Below are 17,562 nucleotides of genomic sequence, written 5' to 3' on the forward strand. Positions count from 1 at the left end.
CTCCGACTCAGTTAATWTTTTTTATGAGCATAATCTCTTCCTATCCCTTTTTTAGAAATATTCTATCTAAATAGCAAAAATCCTGCTGCTCTTTTAAAATGGCTGTTTTCACCTATGTTGTTGCTTTCGGAAAATCCCAAGAGCCGGATTTCCCCCGGATACCAGGAGTTTTTCTCTAATGGGGGAAGAGCAGCTCTTTTCTTTTCATTAATACTAAATTATTCCTTCGTACTATAATTTTTTCGGAATTAGTATAGAATAGCAACAAAGTTTACAAAAAAGGGCCTTTTAAATAGAAACAATATTGATAGGCTAGTAAAAAACCCAAACAATCATATGCTTTTGTTTGAGTTTTCACTAGTATTTATTTTTTAGTCGAAGCTTCATGCAGCGCAGAAAGCTCTCTCTCTAAAGAATCTATAAGGGTCTTTCCATCTGTTCCGTCTACCAGCCCAAGGCGGACGGCAAACTCTATTTCACGGGATAATCCGAACATTTGAGTATCCAACACTTCCTCATATAAAGGACATTGGGGCATCGTTAAATTATCCATCTGTACTTTGATAAGCTTTAATATTTTCTCTGCGTCAGCCTTCAGCAGCTGATAGGCTTTTTCACGATGGTCGATTTTCATCTCAGACGCCATAATGATCCCCCCATTCCGTACAAATAGCGACTCTCTTATCTTAAAATTTTATCGCTAAACCGAGTAAAATGCAAGGAAAAAGAAAAGACGAGACAGTTGAACTTCGAGGCATCAATTTGTTTGGATATGCTTGAGATAGAGAGAACAATATGCAAAATGCCTTGGTTGGTAAATTATTCTTTTACAACAGAACATACTATCTCATTTGTAGTGTTTGATGAAGGAGAAATCGCATAGAAGGAGCGGGGCGAGGGCCGGGAAACTCATAAGGCCAGGACTTGCAGGTGAATTACGGCATTATCTTACAAAGTTCATGTTAAATATCATAAAGCTTACATATAGATCCTTAGTCATGACCTATATATAGTTCCTTTAGATTAAAGGTCTTTAATCCTCCGCTGATTCCAGATTTTAACTTAATAGAGGGAGTTTCACACTAACATAGAGTAATAGTACCTGCTTTCTATTGTGTTGAGGTAATTAAAGGAAATTTCCTCCTCGATTAATTAGATCTAAATGCCTGCCCCGCTGACCCTTATGAACTGACTCTCACTGTTCCATAAGAGATACCCCTATTTATAGACTAGTCAAGAAAGCCTCTCTAACTGAATGTCCCATAAGCAGTCCCAACCTTCCAAGATAATCAGAAAATGCTCCATTTATATTCCGAGCCCATCAATTCAAGCAGCCTTAAACCTGCAATGCTGTTTCCAGTGTCATCGAGAGCGGGACCAAAAATACCGATGCCGCACTTCCGCGGTACTGACCCCATGATTCCTCCTGACACACCACTTTTGGCAGGTATTCCAACCTTCATGGCAAACTCGCCAGAAGAATTATACATCCCGCATGTAACCATGAACGTTTTACAAATACGGGCTACATCCCTCGTGATCAACTGGCGGCCGGATGCCGGATCGATTCCGTCGTTAGCGAATACAGCACCTATTTTCGCCAGGTCCTGACAGTTCATTTCAATCGCACACTGTTTTGTGTAAAGATAAATCAAATGTTCGATATCCCCCTTGATGACTCCATGCTGTTTCATAAAATATCCAAGAGAGCGGTTCAGGAAAGCCGTATTGAATTCGGATTGTGCTACTTCCTGATTGTATGTCACCTCGTTATCGCCGGTCAGCACCCTGACAAAGGCAAGCAGCCTCTCCCACTTCTCTTCGTTGGTTGCCCCTTTGATCATATCTGTCACGGCAAGTGCACCCGCATTGATCATAGGATTCAGCGGTTTTGATACCTTATTTGTTTCCAGCTTCACAATGGAATTGAAAGGATCGCCTGTCGGTTCCATCCCCACTTTCGAAAACACTTCTTCCTCTCCGTAATCCATCAGCACTAGCGCCAGGGTGATCACTTTTGAGATGCTTTGCAAAGTGAACTTTTCCAGGTAATCTCCTGCAGAGAAAAACTCTCCGTTCAAGAAACAAACAGAAACCGAGAGATTACCTTTATTCTCCTTCTTCAAAGCGGGAATATAGTCAATCAGTTTTCCTTCTGAAGAGATCGGACGCGCTTCTTCTACCATGCTGGCTAATATTTCATCATTGATATACATCTGGTGCCCCCTGTCCCGAAATTAATATACTTATCTTTTCCCCACTTAAATGCCCATTACTCACAGATGGACACTATAGATGTGAAAGCGGTATATTATCTGGTATACTGAGGGTATTACACAGATGGAGGGAAGCAGATGGATACATCAATTGTACCTTTGACAGGCAAGGTCAAATATCAAATCACACTTGATCCGGGTGTCTGGATTTTCGATGATCGAAAAGTCGATTTAAATACATATTTTCAAGATGAAGAAAAGGCGAAGAATGAGTTGGAGGAATACACCCGAAATATGTCCAAAAACTGGACAAGGGAAATTCAGGAGGGCGCCACTTCTCCACCGACCCTGAAAACGGAGAAAAAATATGAAAAAGAAAAAATTTTAACAGGAACTTTCGGCATCCCTTTAGCTCCTTTCCTTACGAATGCCCAGCCCGAAGAGGGTGCTGCAATACTCCTGATCTTGACAGGGGACACTAATGAAGAAGTTGCTCTGCCCCTTTCAAAAAGCAATGAAATTATTTTAGGTTTCTCCAAGGATGGAAAGCCGCTGAAGGAAGACGGTCCGGTTCATATCTTTTACAAGGATGGTTCCAACCTTCAAAACCCTATCAAAAATGTTCGAGGTATCAAGGTCAAGTAACACACATTAAAACAATGAGCATATAAGAAAGCGAAGTTGAGCGTGTTACGACCTGAGTTTTGGAGGATTATAACTGCCAATGCAAAAAAAAACGATTCAGTGCGTACCAACTGAATCGTTTTTTCATATGGTAATAATGTGTGTTTTTCAGCCGATCATAGAATATCTGCTGCCAGCTGTGCCAGCCCGGACCTCTCACCCTTCAAGAGTTTAATATGCCCGGCGATTGAATGATCCTTGAATTTTTCAACAACGTATGTCAAGCCATTATTATATTCATCAAGATAGGGATGATCAATCTGTGCCGGGTCACCCATAAGAACAATTTTACTCTTTTCCCCGACCCTGGTCAGTATGGTTTTCACTTCATGCTTTGTCAGGTTCTGGGCCTCATCAATTATAATGAATTGCTCAGGTATGCTCCTTCCCCTTATATAGGTCAGCGCCTCTACTTCTATGGAACCCATTCCAGCGAGGATATCATCAAGCTCCCCTGGTTTCTTTGTATTAAAAAGGTATTCGAGATTATCAAAGATAGGCTGCATCCAAGGTCTCAGCTTCTCCTGCTTTTCACCTGGCAAATAACCTATATCTTTTCCAACAGGCACAATCGGTCTTGCGACCAAGAGCTTTTTATAGGCTTGAAGGTCTTCTGTCTGCAGCAAACCAGCTGCCAGAGCCAGGAGCGTCTTCCCAGTACCCGCCTTGCCGACCATGGTAATTAAAGGGATGTCTTCCCTCAAAAGCAGTTCTATAGCCATTGTCTGCTGTACATTTCTTGGTTTGATTCCCCATATATGATCCTGATCATATACAAGCTTCCTTACATTTTTCCCCTTTGTATCAACAACTCCCACCGCTGAAGCCGAACTTCCTAACGAATCTTTCATAAGAAGGAACTGGTGCGAATAAAAGGATGCTGAGTGATATCTGCTAGGGGTATCTCACCCTTTTCATAAAATTTATCCAGTAGCTCCTTAGGTATATAAATTTCAATGAATCCACTGTAAATATCACTTACATCCACTACCCTGTCACTTAAAAAATCCTCTGCCTGCAGACCAAGTGCGTCTGCCTTCACCCTCACCAATGTGTCCTTGCTGACAAGGATAACTTGATGACCATCTTCCTTTGTTTCTTCCTCAAGTGACAGGTTTTTCGCTACCGCCAATATACGATTATCATTTGTCTTTTCTACAAAAATTTCCTGAAGCTCATGAAATGATCTGTGGTTCAACTCTATTCTCAATGATCCGCCATTATAAAGCGGAATACTTTCATGGAGCTTTCCTTGCTGCCGTAAGCTATCAATTATTTTTGATACATGCCTTGCATTGCGCCCAATTTCGTCCATATAACGTTTTTTGCTGTCCACTTCTTCCAATACAACTGCGGGAATAATTACTTCATTATCTTGAAAGGAAAAAACTGCTTGCGGGTCTTGCAATAAGACATTGGTATCCAATACATAAATTTTTTTCAAATCGATGCCTCCTGCTCCTCTATTCTTATACTATTGTATGTAGACCCTCTTCATCCGGTTATTACTAAAGAGTCCACTTAAATAGGACGGCCCGTTGCTAAAATATATGAACTAAGGAATAAATATAGAAGAAGATTACACAATAAGAAATACAGATAAACTAATCGGAGGTTGAATAATGAAAAAATGGCCAGCGTTACTCTTACTCAGCTTATTGATATCAGGATGTAATCAGCAGAATGATCAAACTGCTTATGATCAACAAAGAGATGGCGACGACCCTCGCCCGATTAATGTACAAAACAGTGAAATTCAGCATGAGCAGAAACATGAGACAAGCCAGGAAATATCGAGAAACCTTGTCAGAATTGCTACTGCAGTACCTAATGTTGAAGATGCCACAGCTGTTGTATTAGGGAAATACGCCTTTGTCGGGATAGATGTCGATTCAGCTGTCGAACGATCTGAAGTCGGTACTATAAAGTATTCAGTGGCGGAGGCTCTGAAAGACGACCCCCATGGTGCACAAGCCATGATTGTTGCAGATCCCGATCTTTATGCACGGCTACAAGAAGTCGGAAGTGATATAGAAAATGGAAGGCCTGTCCAAGGTGTGCTGAACGAATTGTCCGATATTGCAGGACGATTGATGCCTGAACTGCCTAAGAACACTCAGCAAATGAACCCAGATAAAGCTCCCGGTCAATCTACAAACAAAGCAGATGAACAGGATGAAAGACAGCTTGAAGAAGAACAGCAGGATCAGTCAAACAACCATATGGAAAAAAATAATAATAACTAATAAACAAAAGCGTAAGCGCCTTGTTCAGCCCCGACAGGCAAATGTTCCAAGAGAAAAAAGGCGGTCTTTCCTTTTATTCTCTTTGGGTTATTTGACCCCGAGGGGCTAGGCGCTGAAGCTGGACGGAACAAAAGCGTAAGCGCCTTGTCCAGCCCCGACAGGCAAATGTAATAAAAAGAAAAAAGGGCTATTTAATCCTTTATAAGTTTCTAAGAACAAACAAATAGAAGCCTTGGAAAAGCTCAAAATCAAACTTTTTTCATGGCTTCTATTACTTGCCGGTCCAGTCTTCCGGCAGCATCTCTATCATAAGTTTTTTCATATTGTGGCTCAACTGATATCCTAGATCCATAAAACATTACATCCCTCACTTCCTCAATGCCGAGAGAGATAAGGGACAGGCAAAGAGGTACATTGACCAGTCTTTCCCTTTTCAAGTTGGCTTTCCCGCTGATGGAATAGGAGGATTCGTTTGCAATGATATTCAGCACTACAAGAGGATTCGCTTCAATGTTTTTCACGATTCGGGAGCGCCCATCAACAACGAAAAGGATTGTCTCTTCGCTTTCAGCATATACCCACGAGATGGCACTCAGGTTAGGTCCTCCCGTTACATAATCCACAGTACAAACCGTGATGAATCTTTCTTGCTGCAATTCATCAAATAAAGCAGGAAATAATCTTGTTTCAATTCTATTCAACAATGAAATCCCTCCCCTTCATTACCTATATTATACAACAGAGAAATGTAGAAAAGAATACAATTAAATAGGCATAAATGTTTTCAAGTTATTAACTCTCAATAGATAAAGGTTTCTGTGCCAGCCTCTTTACTGAATCAATTAAGTAATATAATTTTCCAATTGGTTGCGGCAAAATGAAGAAATCCTTTATCCTACATGATATACTAGGAAAAGAATACATACCCATACTCATCAGGACATGGAGGTGTCTAAATATGAGAGTGAAATGCACTCTGTGTGATGTGATTGAGTCCATTGATGATGAATCGCTGACAGCCAAACGTCTAAGAAATCGCCCAATCCATACTTATATGTGTGATAAATGCCGTGAAAGAATCGCCACCAGAACAAAGGAACGGGCAGACACCGGTAATTTCAAGCTTTACCGTTCTGTTAAATCTAAAAATGACTTCTAGTACCATCCTAAAGGGAAGTGCGGCTGGCATCCTTTCCGGAGTGATTATGGGAGTTTCTTTAAAGCTGGCAGAGGCTGTATCCGGTGAGAAAGTGTATACATTGCTTCTGAATGTCGATTTCATTCCTGTTTTGGGGAAAATCACATGGCCTGAATTGATTGAGTTCATCTTTCACTTGCTTGTTTCTTTAGGGTTAGGCCTTATCTTTTATCATTTCACCATGAAATGGAGGCTGGGGTTTCGGCGACGGCTTAGTCTAGCTGCTGCACTTACCCTGCCAGCCTTATTTCTATATTTCCCACTATCTCTTCTGTCAAAAAAAGAGGTTCCTTCGATTGACAATTGGGAAGCCTTCTTATACTGGAGCGCGGCGCATATATTGTTTGCCTTCTCATTGAATCAATTATATCCCGTTTTAGAAAGATGGAAAACTTGACACGATACAAAAAAGCAGAGGACTTTGGTCCTCTGCTTTTTTATGAACTTGCTTCTTCATTTTTATGGCTGCGCAGCCTGATTTTATAAATGATCAAAATCAAGGCCGCCACAACCAGTCCTTCTGCTACAGGAAGGAAAATTCCCAAGAAGGTCAATACAGTAGAACCTGCGGCGAGGAAAAAATAAATGACTGCCGACTTCAATAACGGCAATTTTTTTGCGAACCCCAGCTTATATACCAGTACTGATAAAGCGATTATTGTGAGGTAAAGAAGCCACATACCGAGTTCAGTATTTTCCTCGACCCGGTAAAGGGATGCGAAAAAGGATAAACGCTCTGTTACATCCATTTCCTGATCACTCCTATACTGTTTACTAGTTGGTTTCTACTTTTTTCTTTTTGGTCACTCTTTCGCGCTCATTTTTATCAAGAATCTTTTTACGAAGACGGATTGATTCAGGAGTCACTTCACAATACTCGTCATCATTCAAGTATTCCAATGATTCCTCAAGCGTCATGATACGGGCTTTCTTGATTGTAACAGTTTGATCTTTATTTGCAGAGCGGACGTTTGTCGCTTGCTTTGTTTTTGTAATATTCACCGTGATATCATTTTCACGAGTATGTTCCCCAACAATCATACCTGCATAAATTTCTGTACCAGGCTCGACAAAGATTGTCCCTCGGTCTTCTACTCCCATGATACCATATTGAGAAGATTTACCTGTTTCCATTGAAACGATAACACCTTGTCTGCGTCCGCCGACTTGGCCTTTTTGCATAGGCTGGTAACTATCGAATGTGTGATTGATAATTCCATAACCACGAGTCAATGTCATGAATTCTGTTGAGTAACCAATCAATCCGCGAGCAGGCACCATGAAGATCAATCTTACTTGGCCGCTGCCATTGTTGATCATGTCGAGCATTTCACCTTTACGTGTTCCCATAGATTCAATGATGCTTCCAGTATACTCTTCAGGTACATCAATTTGAACGCGTTCTACTGGCTCACATTTCACCCCGTCAATTTCACGCACGATAACTTCCGGTTTGGACACTTGCAGCTCAAACCCTTCACGGCGCATATTCTCAATTAGGATGGACAAGTGAAGCTCACCACGGCCAGACACAGTCCAAGCATCAGGAGAATCAGTGTTTTCAACCCGCAAACTTACATCTGTTTGCAACTGCGCAAGCAGTCTTTCTTCAATTTTCCTTGAAGTCACAAACTTACCTTCACGGCCTGCGAAGGGACTGTTGTTTACAAGGAATGTCATTTGAAGTGTAGGCTCGTCGATTCGAAGTACCGGAAGTTGATCCTGATGATCGATTGGACATACTGTTTCACCTACATTGATATCTTCCATTCCGGAAACTGCAATAAGGTCACCTGCATGTGCTTCTTGGATTTCTACGCGCTTTAAGCCCATGAAACCGAAGATTTTCGATACACGGAAATTCTTCACACTTCCATCAATCTTCATTAGTGCTACTTGCTGTCCAACTTTCATCGTTCCTCTGAAGACACGGCCGATACCGATACGTCCCACATAATCATTATAATCAAGAAGAGCTACTTGAAATTGAAGCGGTTCTTCGCGATTGTCGATTGGAGCAGGGATATTATCAATGATGGACTCATAAAGGCACTGCATGGTTTCATCCTGGTTTGCAGGATCTGGATCAACTGATGCCGTACCATTGATTGCTGAAGCATACACGACAGGGAATTCAAGCTGATCTTCATTGGCATCAAGCTCAATGAAAAGCTCAAGGACTTCATCAATAACTTCTTCAGGACGAGCTGAATCTTTGTCAATTTTATTAACTACTACAATTGGTGTTAAATTCTGTTCAAGTGCCTTCTTAAGAACAAAGCGGGTCTGTGGCATACAACCTTCATATGCATCGACAACAAGAAGTACACCGTCAACCATTTTCATGATCCGTTCAACTTCACCGCCGAAATCGGCGTGTCCTGGAGTGTCCAGAATATTGATCCTTGTATCTTTATATTGGATAGCCGTATTTTTCGCTAAGATCGTGATTCCTCTTTCTCTTTCAAGATCATTGGAATCCATTGCACGTTCTTCAACATGTTCATTAGTACGGAAAATACCTGACTGTTTCAATAGTTCATCTACTAAAGTCGTTTTACCATGGTCAACGTGGGCAATGATCGCTATATTTCTTAAATCGTCTCTTTTATTCAATGTATTCACTCCTGATTGTTGGTCGTTTTAAATTTATATTTACAAACATTATGAACTGTCTTATGTGTTCCTTCATAAAGTTCAGCCATAAGCGGCCTGCTTCCGATACCTTAGATTCTCTTAAAAACGCATCTTGTGTTTTTCTCAATATCTTCAAATGCGCCAAGCATATGTTCAACCTTGAAAAAACAACAACTAAGACATTATATCACAGCATTCGTAAAAGCAAAAACAGATTCTTGTAAATAATGCATCTGCACAGGTGAATTAGGTACCCTCACCAAACCGGAAAGCCTCGCGTTACTGAATTGCGTATAGTAATTCAGTTTTAATCCAGTGTCCATTTACCGTTATTTGGCATTGGTGTTTTATGGTCAATTACCTTATTGAACTCCTTCATTAAATAAAGTTATAACTCCATGAACTAAGGATTTACTTACTTCCAAAAGAAATAAACTTGTTATCATGTCGATTGATTGATAAGATTTTAGACAAATGGAACTTTTATAAAAGGAGAATGAATGGTGAAGAATATTAAATGGATTTTCGTCATGTATGCGGTTCTTGCAGCCGCTTGTATAATGGCTATTGGAATAGCAGTAAGCGAAAAAAGTCTTTTCCTCGCTGCTTTAGCTGTTGCCGCTTGGATAGTAGTAATGGGGTTTGGATTTAAAACGAAGAAAAAGTATAGAGAAGAAGGGAAACTGTAGTTTTTCTTCAGAATCTTCAGGAATTATTTTTATTATAAAAAAAGCTGGCCGTGATAACGGTCAGCTTTTTGCGGTTTAGAGCCTTACTTTTTAAATTTTACGTCTTTTAAATAGGTTTCCATAATTTTTTCATGAAGACCTGGCTTGCAGGAAAACACCGAACTTTTTTCAAGCATATCCAGTTTTCCTCCATCGAGGCTTGTAACGACTCCGCCCACCTCTTCAATGATAATCTTTCCTGCAGCAAAATCCCATGGAGCAAGCCTCATGGTCATATATCCATCAATCCTGCCAGATGCTACATAAGCCATTTCCATAGCGGCAGAACCATAGGATCTGGTCCCCCTGACGTCCCTTACAAGAGGGCCAAGGACTTCCCTGTCAATTTTTTTATTTTCTGTCACCCAAAGAGCATTCACTCCGATAATGGAGTCTCTTACATCCACTTCCTGAAGCCGGGGCAGCTTCGTTTCATTCATGTAGGCGCCGTTCCCTTTGCTCGCGTGATACAACTCATCATGAACAACGTCGTATATATACCCAAGGACACCTTCCCCGTCATGATATATACCAATTGAAATTGCGAAATTCCGCTGCTGATGTACAAAATTCATGGTTCCGTCGATGGGATCAATAATCCAGATAGTCCCCTTCATATCTTGCAGTTCATCCCCAAATCCTTCTTCACCCAGAATCCTGTGGTCAGGGTAGGTCTTTCTGATCCTGTTTATGAAGAACTGTTCTGTTTCCTGGTCGACATTTGTGACTAAGTCATTCCTGTTGGACTTGGTTTCAATATTCAACTGGGTCTGAAACGACTTCCGAATGCTTTCACCTGCTTCTTTTATCCATTGTTTCACATATGTATCAACTTCCTGCCAGTTAGACATATAATGTCCTCCATTCTATATAAGAGTTCTTTAAGTACTGAAACAAGTAAGGTACCGGAGATTTATCCGATCCCTCCGGCCGTAAGTTCTTATGTATTATTCGCAAAACACTGGCTATGATGTACTAACTTTTTTACAAGCTTAAAGTAAATTTACGTACCCTTCAAGCATCTTGCATTTCTCCACAAAAATACGAACTCATGAAAGGTAAATTCCAGAGTTCGTTCAAACCATATTTTTTTAACAGAAGTTAATTCATTTATAGTGCCTTCAATTTCAAGAGCTCTTCCCTGATCTTCATTAACTTTTCTTTCGTCCTTACCTGGATTGCAGTGTTCTTGTCTTCCATGGCCTCAAACAGTACAGCTAACTCGTAATCCATTTCCAGCTTAAGCACCGCCATACGCTGCTGCTGGACGTTCTTTTTCCTTGTTGAACTCATAACTTGCTTCATGGACAGTACACCCTTTCCGGATATTATTATTCTTAATTTTCTGAATTTATCTAGTACATTCTATGTGAAGGTTAAGAAACCTGTAACTAAAATGTGCAAACACCCAATTTAACAGAAACAGCATTTTTCCCTCCGGTAAATCACTGTGATAAAATAATTCCATCAGCATAAGGAGGAACAAAATGAATTTTAATGGTTTTACAGAAAAAGATTTCAACATCTTCACAATTGACGGTCTGGATGAACGGATGGAAGCTTTGGTAGAGACTGTCAGACCAAAGCTTGAAATCCTTGGACAGCAATTCGCCCCTGTTCTCAGTACCATGACGGGTGATGAAATGTTTCCCCATGTGGCGAAGCATGCACGGCGCTCCGTTAATCCGCCTGATGATACCTGGGTTGCTTTTGCCAATAATAAGAGAGGTTATAAGAAGCATCCTCATTTTCAAATTGGCCTTTGGGAAACCCATGTATTCGTTTGGTTCGCGGTGATTTATGAAGCTCCCGGCAAAGAGCAGTTTGGAAAAAAACTGGACCAGAATCTGAATCTAATAAAGAAGGTCATTCCACAAAATTTTGTATGGTCTGGTGATCACACGAAACCGGATTCACGAGCATTTTCTGAGATGGATGATCAGGAATTGACTTCTTTGTTTGAACGGCTGCAAACCGTCAAGAAAGCTGAAATCCTGTGCGGAATACGTATCCCAAGGGAAAAAGCTATCAAGCTTTCAGGCGATGAAACATTTGAAATAATCAGTGATGCGTTTGTAAAATTAATACCCCTTTACAACCTTCAATAAACATTCATCCCGCCATACATAAAAGAGGAAAGCCCCTTTTCAAAAGGAACTTTCCTCTTTTAGTATTGTATTACATTTTAATAATTTTGCTTTCTGTGTCTTTCATTTTTTTAACAGCCCGATAAGATGAATATCCGCTTGATTCCTCAAACTCGTTGCAGATTCTTTTCTCTTCGGCTTTACCAGGTACAATCTCCTTAAAGCGCTTATAAGCCGCCATCAGCTTTTCCCGGTCGATACCCTGCTCATAGGCCTTTTCAATATTTTGAAAGAAGCCGACTACATCTATTACTTCATCCGTTGACCAATCCAACGAAAAAGGATATTGATATTCCATGTGTTTTTTCACCTTGCTTTCTTTTATGTTATCTCTTCTTTGCTGCTGATAGGTTTGTAATGGATAAATCATACAAGCAAGCTGGTTGGCAGCTGTTTTTAGTTCCTCCGCATTGAAACGGCTTCTTCTGCTTGTTTGACCATCCGGTCGATTAGAGCCTTCACAGGAGGTACATCATCAATCATACCCATTACCTGTCCTGCCCATCCGAAACCTTCATCCTTCTTGCCGTCATAAATGAACTTCTTATTTGCTTCGCCGCTTATATGATCCTTCAGACCTTCATAACCTGCACCTTCTTTTTCGAGAGAAAGGATTTGTGCGGTCCAGTTGTTTGAAATGGCCCGTGCCGGAGCACCAAGCGATCTTTTGATGACTACTGTATCACTTTCAGATCCGCTTATCAATGCCTGCTTATATTCAGCGGAGGCATGGATGCATTCCTCTGTAGCGATGAATCGGGTTCCCATCTCCACCCCTTCCGCTCCCAGGCATAAGGCGGCTGCAATTCCTCTTCCATCCCCTATTCCTCCAGAAGCGATGACCGGAATGGAAACTGCATCAACCACCTGGGGAATCAGCACAAACGTTCCGATATCTTCTTTCCCGAGATGACCGCCTCCTTCTGCGCCTACCACCATGACAGCATCAGCTCCTAGTTCCTCGGCCTTTAAAGCCTGCCTTTTCGCCGCCACGAGAACCAGCTTCTTTATAGCAGTTCCTTTCAGCATCTCAAACATAGGTGAAGGGTTCCCCCCAGTCATCGACACAACCGGAACATTTTCATCTATCGCCGCCTGCAAAAACTCTCTGTAAGGACGTCCGTGCTGTCCAATTGCAAGATTAACACCAAATGGTTTATCAGTAAGCTGCCTCACTTTATGTATTTCTTCTTTTAATCTTTCAGGAGAATCAAGCGACATCGCTGTAATCTGGCCAAGGCCTCCTGCATTGCTGACCGCGGCGGCCAATTCTGCATAAGCGAGGTAGGCAAGACCGCCTTGTATGATTGGATACTTAATCCCCAGAAGTTCTGAAACTCTTGTTTTCCAACTCATGATTATCACTCCTTCAACAACTAGTTCTATCCGCTGTTAACAAAATCCTTCCAATTCGACAAAATGTTAGAAGTATGGGCGTATAACACTATGCAAAGAAAGGGCTAAATGCTATAATTCTTTATCGATGAGAGCAAGTTTACAGCTGTCTTCTCAAAAATCCTAACAAACCTAATGACTAATTCCTTATCTTTAAGGGAAAGGCTTAGATATAACAGACTTTAAAGAGGTGTCGAATGAATTGTCTCAATACAAAACTCCTTTATTTACAGGCTTAGTAGAACATAGCAGAAAAAACCCCGTCCAGTTTCATATTCCCGGTCATAAGAAGGGTACTGGAATGGACCCCGAATTCAGGAACTTCATCGGGGATAATGCTTTTGCAATCGATTTGATTAACATCGGGCCATTGGATGATCTCCATCAACCCAAAGGAATGATCAAGGAAGCACAGGATCTTGCTGCTGAGGCCTTTGGCGCTGATTATACATTCTTCTCAGTACAAGGGACGAGCGGAGCCATCATGACGATGGTCATGTCTGTCTGTGGACCAGGTGAAAAAATAATTGTCCCAAGAAATGTCCATAAATCAGTCATGAGTGCAATTGTATTTTCCGGAGCAACTCCTATCTTCATCCATCCAGAGGTGGATGAAACTTTGGGGATTTCCCACGGCATCACGAACGATTCGGTTGCAAAAGCTCTTGAGCAGCACCCGGATGCCAAGGGTGTATTGGTTATTAACCCTACCTATTTCGGAATATCTGCAGATTTGAAAAAGATAGTAGAAATCGCCCACTCTTATGAGGTACCGGTACTTGTCGATGAAGCTCACGGCGTCCATATCCATTTTCATGAGGATCTGCCGCTGTCTGCGATGCAGGCTGGGGCTGATATGGCTGCAACAAGTGTCCATAAGCTGGGAGGTTCCATGACACAAAGTTCTGTATTGAATATCAAAACCGGACTTGTGTCGCCAAAACGAGTACAGACTATACTCAGTATGCTTACGACGACCTCCACTTCCTATCTGCTGCTTGCTTCCTTGGATGTTGCCAGGAAAAGGCTGGCAACAGAAGGCAGGGAACTGATAGAAAGAACTATTGAGCTTTCTGAAGACTTAAGAAAGCAGATAAATGAAATTCAAGGCCTTTATTGTGTTGGGAAAGAAATATTAGGTACCAAAGCAACCTTCGATTATGACCCCACCAAGTTGATCGTATCAGTGAAAGAACTGGGAATCAGTGGGTTTGATGCTGAAAAATGGCTAAGGGAAGTTTACAACATTGAGGTTGAAATGTCTGACATGTACAACATCCTCTGTATTATCACCCCGGGAGACACCATCACAGAAGGCGGTAAATTGGTTGAAGCTTTGACAGAGATGTCCTTTCAGTTTGCCAACAAAGAAGGTTTGCTGGAAACGGCGGAAGTTCTCCTGCCAGATATCCCGGTGTTGTCAATGACGCCCAGGGATGCGTTTTATGCTGACACGGAAGTTATACCGATGGAAGAGTCTGTTGGCCGTATCATAGCTGAATTTATCATGGTATATCCTCCAGGAATCCCTATCTTTATTCCTGGGGAAATCATAACTGCAGAAAACATAACTTATATTCATAAAAATGTGGAAGCAGGCCTGCCGGTCCAGGGACCAGAAGATTTTGACCTGAAACACCTTCGAGTGATTAAAGAACATAAGGCCATCAGGTAATGATACTATCAAGGAAATTTAAGCAAATCACCACTCAATGGAAGTGGTGATTTGCTTTTTATATGACTTTTTCTGATTCCGAAAATTTGCAGCTTTGTTCGATTGTCAGGCTCCCGTATGAAGGCTGCTTCTTTCTGACTACAGACACTGCCGAACGCTAAAACCGGAACTTTTAAGACAGCTGTATCGTTTTTCAGCTCTTATATATAGACAGTTTTCAGTAATCACAAAGCCGGATACTTAGGTTTTAAGAAACAAGAAAAAAGCCCCATTAATTACGGGGCCACTGGTACTATATCCTTTTAATCGTCTAATTCGTTTTCATTATTACAATCACAGCTGCTGGAGAATAAAACCGATACCTTTTCATCTTCAAAGTGATCAATAGTGTTTAAGCATGACTGACATACAATTGTACCCATCTTAAAACTCCTCTCATTTGCAGTATTTTGAAAGCGCTTTACTTTCTATAAATCAATAATAATATAACACAATTAAAATATCAAGCCCAAATTGTATGTCACATTAAAATTTATTTGTGTTATTCTGTTATCTTTCTTATTATATGAAATCCGTTTTAAATTTAGGCTGTTTTCGTAAAAATTGTAGCTTCAATAAATTAAATGAATCTCAGCTCCAGGCGGACGACTCCTCTGGGCTGGCAGTGAACTAAAAAGCGGTTGCGCCCGTTCAGCGACGTACAGATTTTAGGGTTCTCGTATGAGATAAAGGAATTACGAAGAGTTTAAGCGATTCGATGATCATTTCCCTGACCCTGGCATTGAAATAGCAATTTAAACTGGAAGTCATTTAAGCACAGACTTTGCATAAATATAGGAAACACAACGTACACATTGAATTGATGTTGACTTAACACAAGGAGAGAGACCGAAATACGCTGGCTGCTGGAGCTGGATTGGCACCTCGGCTGCTTCTGAATAAAAAGTGGAAGCGCCTCGGTCAGCCTCGACAGGAAAATGTTCTCAAGATAAAAAAGGCGGCGTTTCCTTTAATTCTCTTATGATTATTTGACCACCAGGGGCTGGGTGCTGGAACTAGAATAGACGATCACTTGTCCCGCAGGAGATCGTTTGCCTGCAGCAAAGATCCTCCTACGTGAAGGAAGATGAAGGAGAAATTAATTCTAAATTAGAAATTATTTTAAAAACTATTTATAATGAGATGCAGTTAATTATAATAAAGCTAGCACTGATTTGATTGAAACGGAAGGTGCGTGATCTACTGCGGGACTAGCGTGACAGGTGACAGGTGAGACCCCACAGGCGAAGCCGAGGAGGCTCACCGCACGCCCCGCGGAGTCACGCACCTGGAGTGGAAATCAATTTACCCTCATTAGCATCAGCGACTGACCACTTAAATTCATTTTATTATTTTTTTTGCTAAATTTACCACCAAATTCGGTTGCTATATAGAAGATTGGACTTCAAAACAGATATTGCTTTCGGAGGTATCCCTAGAGCAGGAAGTCCCAAATACAAAGATTATTTGCATATAAAAGGAAAGCTGCTCATTTCTTTAAGCGAACAAGAAAATTTTCTGTAAAAAATGGTGTCAATGCAACAACAGCCTGAATTTATATTTAACAAACTCCATTGACAATAATACATTCGCACTTTTTCTGTTTACGTAGTTCGGTTAACCTTCGCTATTCGACTCTTACTGAAGCTGCTCTGGATAACAAAGTTAACAGAAAAAAGCCGTCAATCGGTTATACCCGATTGACGGCTTTTATTATTGAGGAGTCTCGATAAGTTCAGGGTCAAGTATTTCAAATCCTTTATCTCTTAGACCCATTACTATATCAGCCATTGCTTCACTGGTCCATGTTCTGTCATGCATAAGCAAGTTGGCTCCGTTGCTCAGCAATTCAGTATTGACCATAATGTCGGCGATTCCTTCTTTATTTTGATATTCCGCTTCCCAATCATAACCGTATGTCCAATTCATTAATATCATTTTTTCGCTCTTAGCAAGACCTTTAGAATAGTCGGTATTCTGTCCAAAGGGAGCCCTGAAGAATTTAGGTTTCTCACCAATAATAGAGGTAATCAATTTGTTAAACTCAACAATCTCCGCTTGCTGCTCTTCTTCCGTCAAGTCTGGTAAAGATGCGTGTGTTGCTGTATGGTTTCCTATAGGGAACCCCATTTCATGTATTTTCTTCAGAGTTTCTTTCTCCTCTTCTGTATCAAGAAAATGTCCATTCACAAAAAATATTGCAGGTGCATTAAGGCTTTTTAGAGTCTCTGCCATTTCCAGAGAATGCTTGTCCGGCGCATCGTCGATAGTCAGCAATGCAACTTTCTCATTAGCATCGCCAATTGGCTGAACTGACCAATTAGCTTCATTTATTGTGTATTGAGGTTCTTTGACAGTTTCTTCCATAGAAGCATCCTCTTGTTCATTTTCTTCGCCGTCCTCTGACTCTGTTTCTTCTTCTATCTCTGTTTCCTTATCTTCGTTTTCGGTTTTTTCTGCTGCAACTGCTTCATTGACGGGCTCTGTTTTATTGGAGTCGCCACCTGATGTTTCTAACGAATTTTGTTGTGAGCAGCCTGAAATCAATAGGAATAGCGCACTGCAGTAAATCAATTTCTTCATATAGTTCCCCTTTC

The 17,562-nt window shown here is 41.0% G+C and carries 18 protein-coding genes and 1 pseudogene; 7 read left to right on the top strand and 12 right to left on the bottom strand.

The genetic code is table 11. The annotated features are described in order from the left end of the window. Positions 1–364: 364 nt before the first annotated feature. Both B9Z54_RS13735 and glsA read right to left on the bottom strand, forming a co-directional pair. Positions 365–646 carry an Fpa/YlaN family protein gene (locus B9Z54_RS13735; protein ID WP_113928939.1) on the bottom strand — a complete coding sequence of 94 codons (282 nt, stop codon included), beginning with the start codon at positions 644–646 and terminating at the stop codon, positions 365–367. 643 nt (positions 647–1,289) lie between these two features. After that, on the bottom strand, positions 1,290–2,216 hold the full coding sequence (gene glsA / locus B9Z54_RS13740) for a glutaminase A (protein WP_113928940.1): 927 nt from the start codon (positions 2,214–2,216) through the stop codon (positions 1,290–1,292). Positions 2,217–2,354: 138 nt separating this feature from the next. Here glsA and B9Z54_RS13745 point away from each other — a divergent pair, with 138 nt between their 5' ends. After that, a complete protein-coding gene (locus tag B9Z54_RS13745; protein ID WP_113928941.1) occupies positions 2,355–2,861 on the top strand; it encodes a peptidyl-prolyl cis-trans isomerase in 507 nt (168 codons plus the stop codon). 155 nt (positions 2,862–3,016) lie between these two features. Here the strand turns inward: B9Z54_RS13745 and B9Z54_RS13750 are convergent. Next, positions 3,017–4,344: pseudogene (locus B9Z54_RS13750) on the bottom strand (PhoH family protein). A gap of 178 nt (positions 4,345–4,522) precedes the next feature. Between B9Z54_RS13750 and B9Z54_RS13755 the strand changes: the two are divergent. Next, positions 4,523–5,146, top strand: a complete 624-nt coding sequence (locus B9Z54_RS13755) for a YhcN/YlaJ family sporulation lipoprotein (RefSeq protein WP_113928942.1) — start codon at positions 4,523–4,525, stop codon at positions 5,144–5,146. Positions 5,147–5,394: 248 nt separating this feature from the next. Here B9Z54_RS13755 and B9Z54_RS13760 read toward each other — a convergent pair whose 3' ends face one another. After that, positions 5,395–5,850, bottom strand: a complete 456-nt coding sequence (locus B9Z54_RS13760; protein WP_113928943.1) for a pyridoxamine 5'-phosphate oxidase family protein — start codon at positions 5,848–5,850, stop codon at positions 5,395–5,397. A gap of 254 nt (positions 5,851–6,104) precedes the next feature. On the opposite strand from B9Z54_RS13760, the gene B9Z54_RS13765 reads away from it, so the two are divergent. Further along, complete coding sequence (locus tag B9Z54_RS13765; protein ID WP_113928944.1) at positions 6,105–6,305, top strand: YlaI family protein; 201 nt, start codon at positions 6,105–6,107, stop codon at positions 6,303–6,305. Further along, positions 6,295–6,741, top strand: coding sequence for a hypothetical protein (locus tag B9Z54_RS13770; RefSeq protein ID WP_148954406.1), 447 nt, complete (start codon positions 6,295–6,297; stop codon positions 6,739–6,741). Before B9Z54_RS13765 ends, B9Z54_RS13770 begins: the two co-directional genes overlap by 11 nt. 40 nt (positions 6,742–6,781) lie before the next feature. On the opposite strand, the gene B9Z54_RS13775 is transcribed toward B9Z54_RS13770, so the two are convergent. Continuing rightward, positions 6,782–7,093, bottom strand: a complete 312-nt coding sequence (locus tag B9Z54_RS13775) for a YlaH-like family protein (RefSeq protein WP_113928946.1) — start codon at positions 7,091–7,093, stop codon at positions 6,782–6,784. Between the two features lie 25 nt (positions 7,094–7,118). Then, a complete protein-coding gene (gene typA, locus B9Z54_RS13780; RefSeq protein ID WP_113928947.1) occupies positions 7,119–8,960 on the bottom strand; it encodes a translational GTPase TypA in 1,842 nt (613 codons plus the stop codon). A gap of 524 nt (positions 8,961–9,484) precedes the next feature. On the opposite strand from typA, the gene B9Z54_RS13785 reads away from it, so the two are divergent. Next, the gene (locus B9Z54_RS13785) at positions 9,485–9,670 is read left to right on the top strand and encodes a YlaF family protein (RefSeq protein ID WP_113928948.1); all 186 of its coding nucleotides are present in this window, start codon (positions 9,485–9,487) and stop codon (positions 9,668–9,670) included. An 83-nt stretch (positions 9,671–9,753) separates the two neighbouring features. Here the strand turns inward: B9Z54_RS13785 and B9Z54_RS13790 are convergent, their stop codons facing one another. Both B9Z54_RS13790 and B9Z54_RS13795 read right to left on the bottom strand, forming a co-directional pair. Then, entirely contained in the window at positions 9,754–10,560 is an 807-nt protein-coding gene (locus B9Z54_RS13790; RefSeq protein WP_113928949.1) for an inositol monophosphatase family protein, read from the bottom strand. A 259-nt stretch (positions 10,561–10,819) separates the two neighbouring features. Next, positions 10,820–11,014 carry a hypothetical protein gene (locus B9Z54_RS13795; RefSeq protein WP_113928950.1) on the bottom strand — a complete coding sequence of 65 codons (195 nt, stop codon included), beginning with the start codon at positions 11,012–11,014 and terminating at the stop codon, positions 10,820–10,822. Positions 11,015–11,196: 182 nt separating this feature from the next. On the opposite strand from B9Z54_RS13795, the gene B9Z54_RS13800 reads away from it, so the two are divergent. Further along, complete coding sequence (locus B9Z54_RS13800; protein ID WP_113928951.1) at positions 11,197–11,817, top strand: YktB family protein; 621 nt, start codon at positions 11,197–11,199, stop codon at positions 11,815–11,817. Between the two features lie 70 nt (positions 11,818–11,887). Here B9Z54_RS13800 and B9Z54_RS13805 read toward each other — a convergent pair whose 3' ends face one another. Next, the gene (locus tag B9Z54_RS13805) at positions 11,888–12,154 is read right to left on the bottom strand and encodes a UPF0223 family protein (RefSeq protein WP_113929003.1); all 267 of its coding nucleotides are present in this window, start codon (positions 12,152–12,154) and stop codon (positions 11,888–11,890) included. A 98-nt stretch (positions 12,155–12,252) separates the two neighbouring features. After that, entirely contained in the window at positions 12,253–13,212 is a 960-nt protein-coding gene (locus B9Z54_RS13810) for an NAD(P)H-dependent flavin oxidoreductase (protein WP_113928952.1), read from the bottom strand. 241 nt (positions 13,213–13,453) lie between these two features. On the opposite strand from B9Z54_RS13810, the gene B9Z54_RS13815 reads away from it, so the two are divergent. Beyond that, the gene (locus tag B9Z54_RS13815) at positions 13,454–14,926 is read left to right on the top strand and encodes an aminotransferase class I/II-fold pyridoxal phosphate-dependent enzyme (protein WP_113928953.1); all 1,473 of its coding nucleotides are present in this window, start codon (positions 13,454–13,456) and stop codon (positions 14,924–14,926) included. A gap of 302 nt (positions 14,927–15,228) precedes the next feature. Here the strand turns inward: B9Z54_RS13815 and B9Z54_RS13820 are convergent, their stop codons facing one another. Then, positions 15,229–15,348, bottom strand: coding sequence for a GapA-binding peptide SR1P (locus tag B9Z54_RS13820; RefSeq protein ID WP_113928954.1), 120 nt, complete (start codon positions 15,346–15,348; stop codon positions 15,229–15,231). 1,330 nt (positions 15,349–16,678) lie between these two features. Continuing rightward, positions 16,679–17,548: a polysaccharide deacetylase family protein gene (locus tag B9Z54_RS13825; RefSeq protein WP_113928955.1), complete on the bottom strand. Its 870-nt coding sequence runs from the start codon at positions 17,546–17,548 to the stop codon at positions 16,679–16,681. Positions 17,549–17,562: the final 14 nt, after the last annotated feature.

It is taken from the genome of Bacillus sp. P14.5 (assembly GCF_003316765.1).
Lineage (GTDB): Bacteria > Bacillota > Bacilli > Bacillales > Bacillaceae_B > Rossellomorea.

Coding starts and splice junctions, on each gene's coding strand:
- glsA (WP_113928940.1), bottom strand. CDS start 2,216: ATGTATATCAATGATGAAATATTAGCCAGCATGGTAGAAGAAGCGCGT.
- B9Z54_RS13775 (WP_113928946.1), bottom strand. CDS start 7,093: ATGGATGTAACAGAGCGTTTATCCTTTTTCGCATCCCTTTACCGGGTC.
- B9Z54_RS13745 (WP_113928941.1), top strand. CDS start 2,355: ATGGATACATCAATTGTACCTTTGACAGGCAAGGTCAAATATCAAATC.
- B9Z54_RS13820 (WP_113928954.1), bottom strand. CDS start 15,348: ATGGGTACAATTGTATGTCAGTCATGCTTAAACACTATTGATCACTTT.
- B9Z54_RS13790 (WP_113928949.1), bottom strand. CDS start 10,560: ATGTCTAACTGGCAGGAAGTTGATACATATGTGAAACAATGGATAAAA.
- B9Z54_RS13765 (WP_113928944.1), top strand. CDS start 6,105: ATGAGAGTGAAATGCACTCTGTGTGATGTGATTGAGTCCATTGATGAT.
- B9Z54_RS13735 (WP_113928939.1), bottom strand. CDS start 646: ATGGCGTCTGAGATGAAAATCGACCATCGTGAAAAAGCCTATCAGCTG.
- B9Z54_RS13770 (WP_148954406.1), top strand. CDS start 6,295: ATGACTTCTAGTACCATCCTAAAGGGAAGTGCGGCTGGCATCCTTTCC.
- B9Z54_RS13825 (WP_113928955.1), bottom strand. CDS start 17,548: ATGAAGAAATTGATTTACTGCAGTGCGCTATTCCTATTGATTTCAGGC.
- B9Z54_RS13810 (WP_113928952.1), bottom strand. CDS start 13,212: ATGAGTTGGAAAACAAGAGTTTCAGAACTTCTGGGGATTAAGTATCCA.
- B9Z54_RS13755 (WP_113928942.1), top strand. CDS start 4,523: ATGAAAAAATGGCCAGCGTTACTCTTACTCAGCTTATTGATATCAGGA.
- B9Z54_RS13795 (WP_113928950.1), bottom strand. CDS start 11,014: ATGAAGCAAGTTATGAGTTCAACAAGGAAAAAGAACGTCCAGCAGCAG.
- B9Z54_RS13805 (WP_113929003.1), bottom strand. CDS start 12,154: ATGGAATATCAATATCCTTTTTCGTTGGATTGGTCAACGGATGAAGTA.
- B9Z54_RS13800 (WP_113928951.1), top strand. CDS start 11,197: ATGAATTTTAATGGTTTTACAGAAAAAGATTTCAACATCTTCACAATT.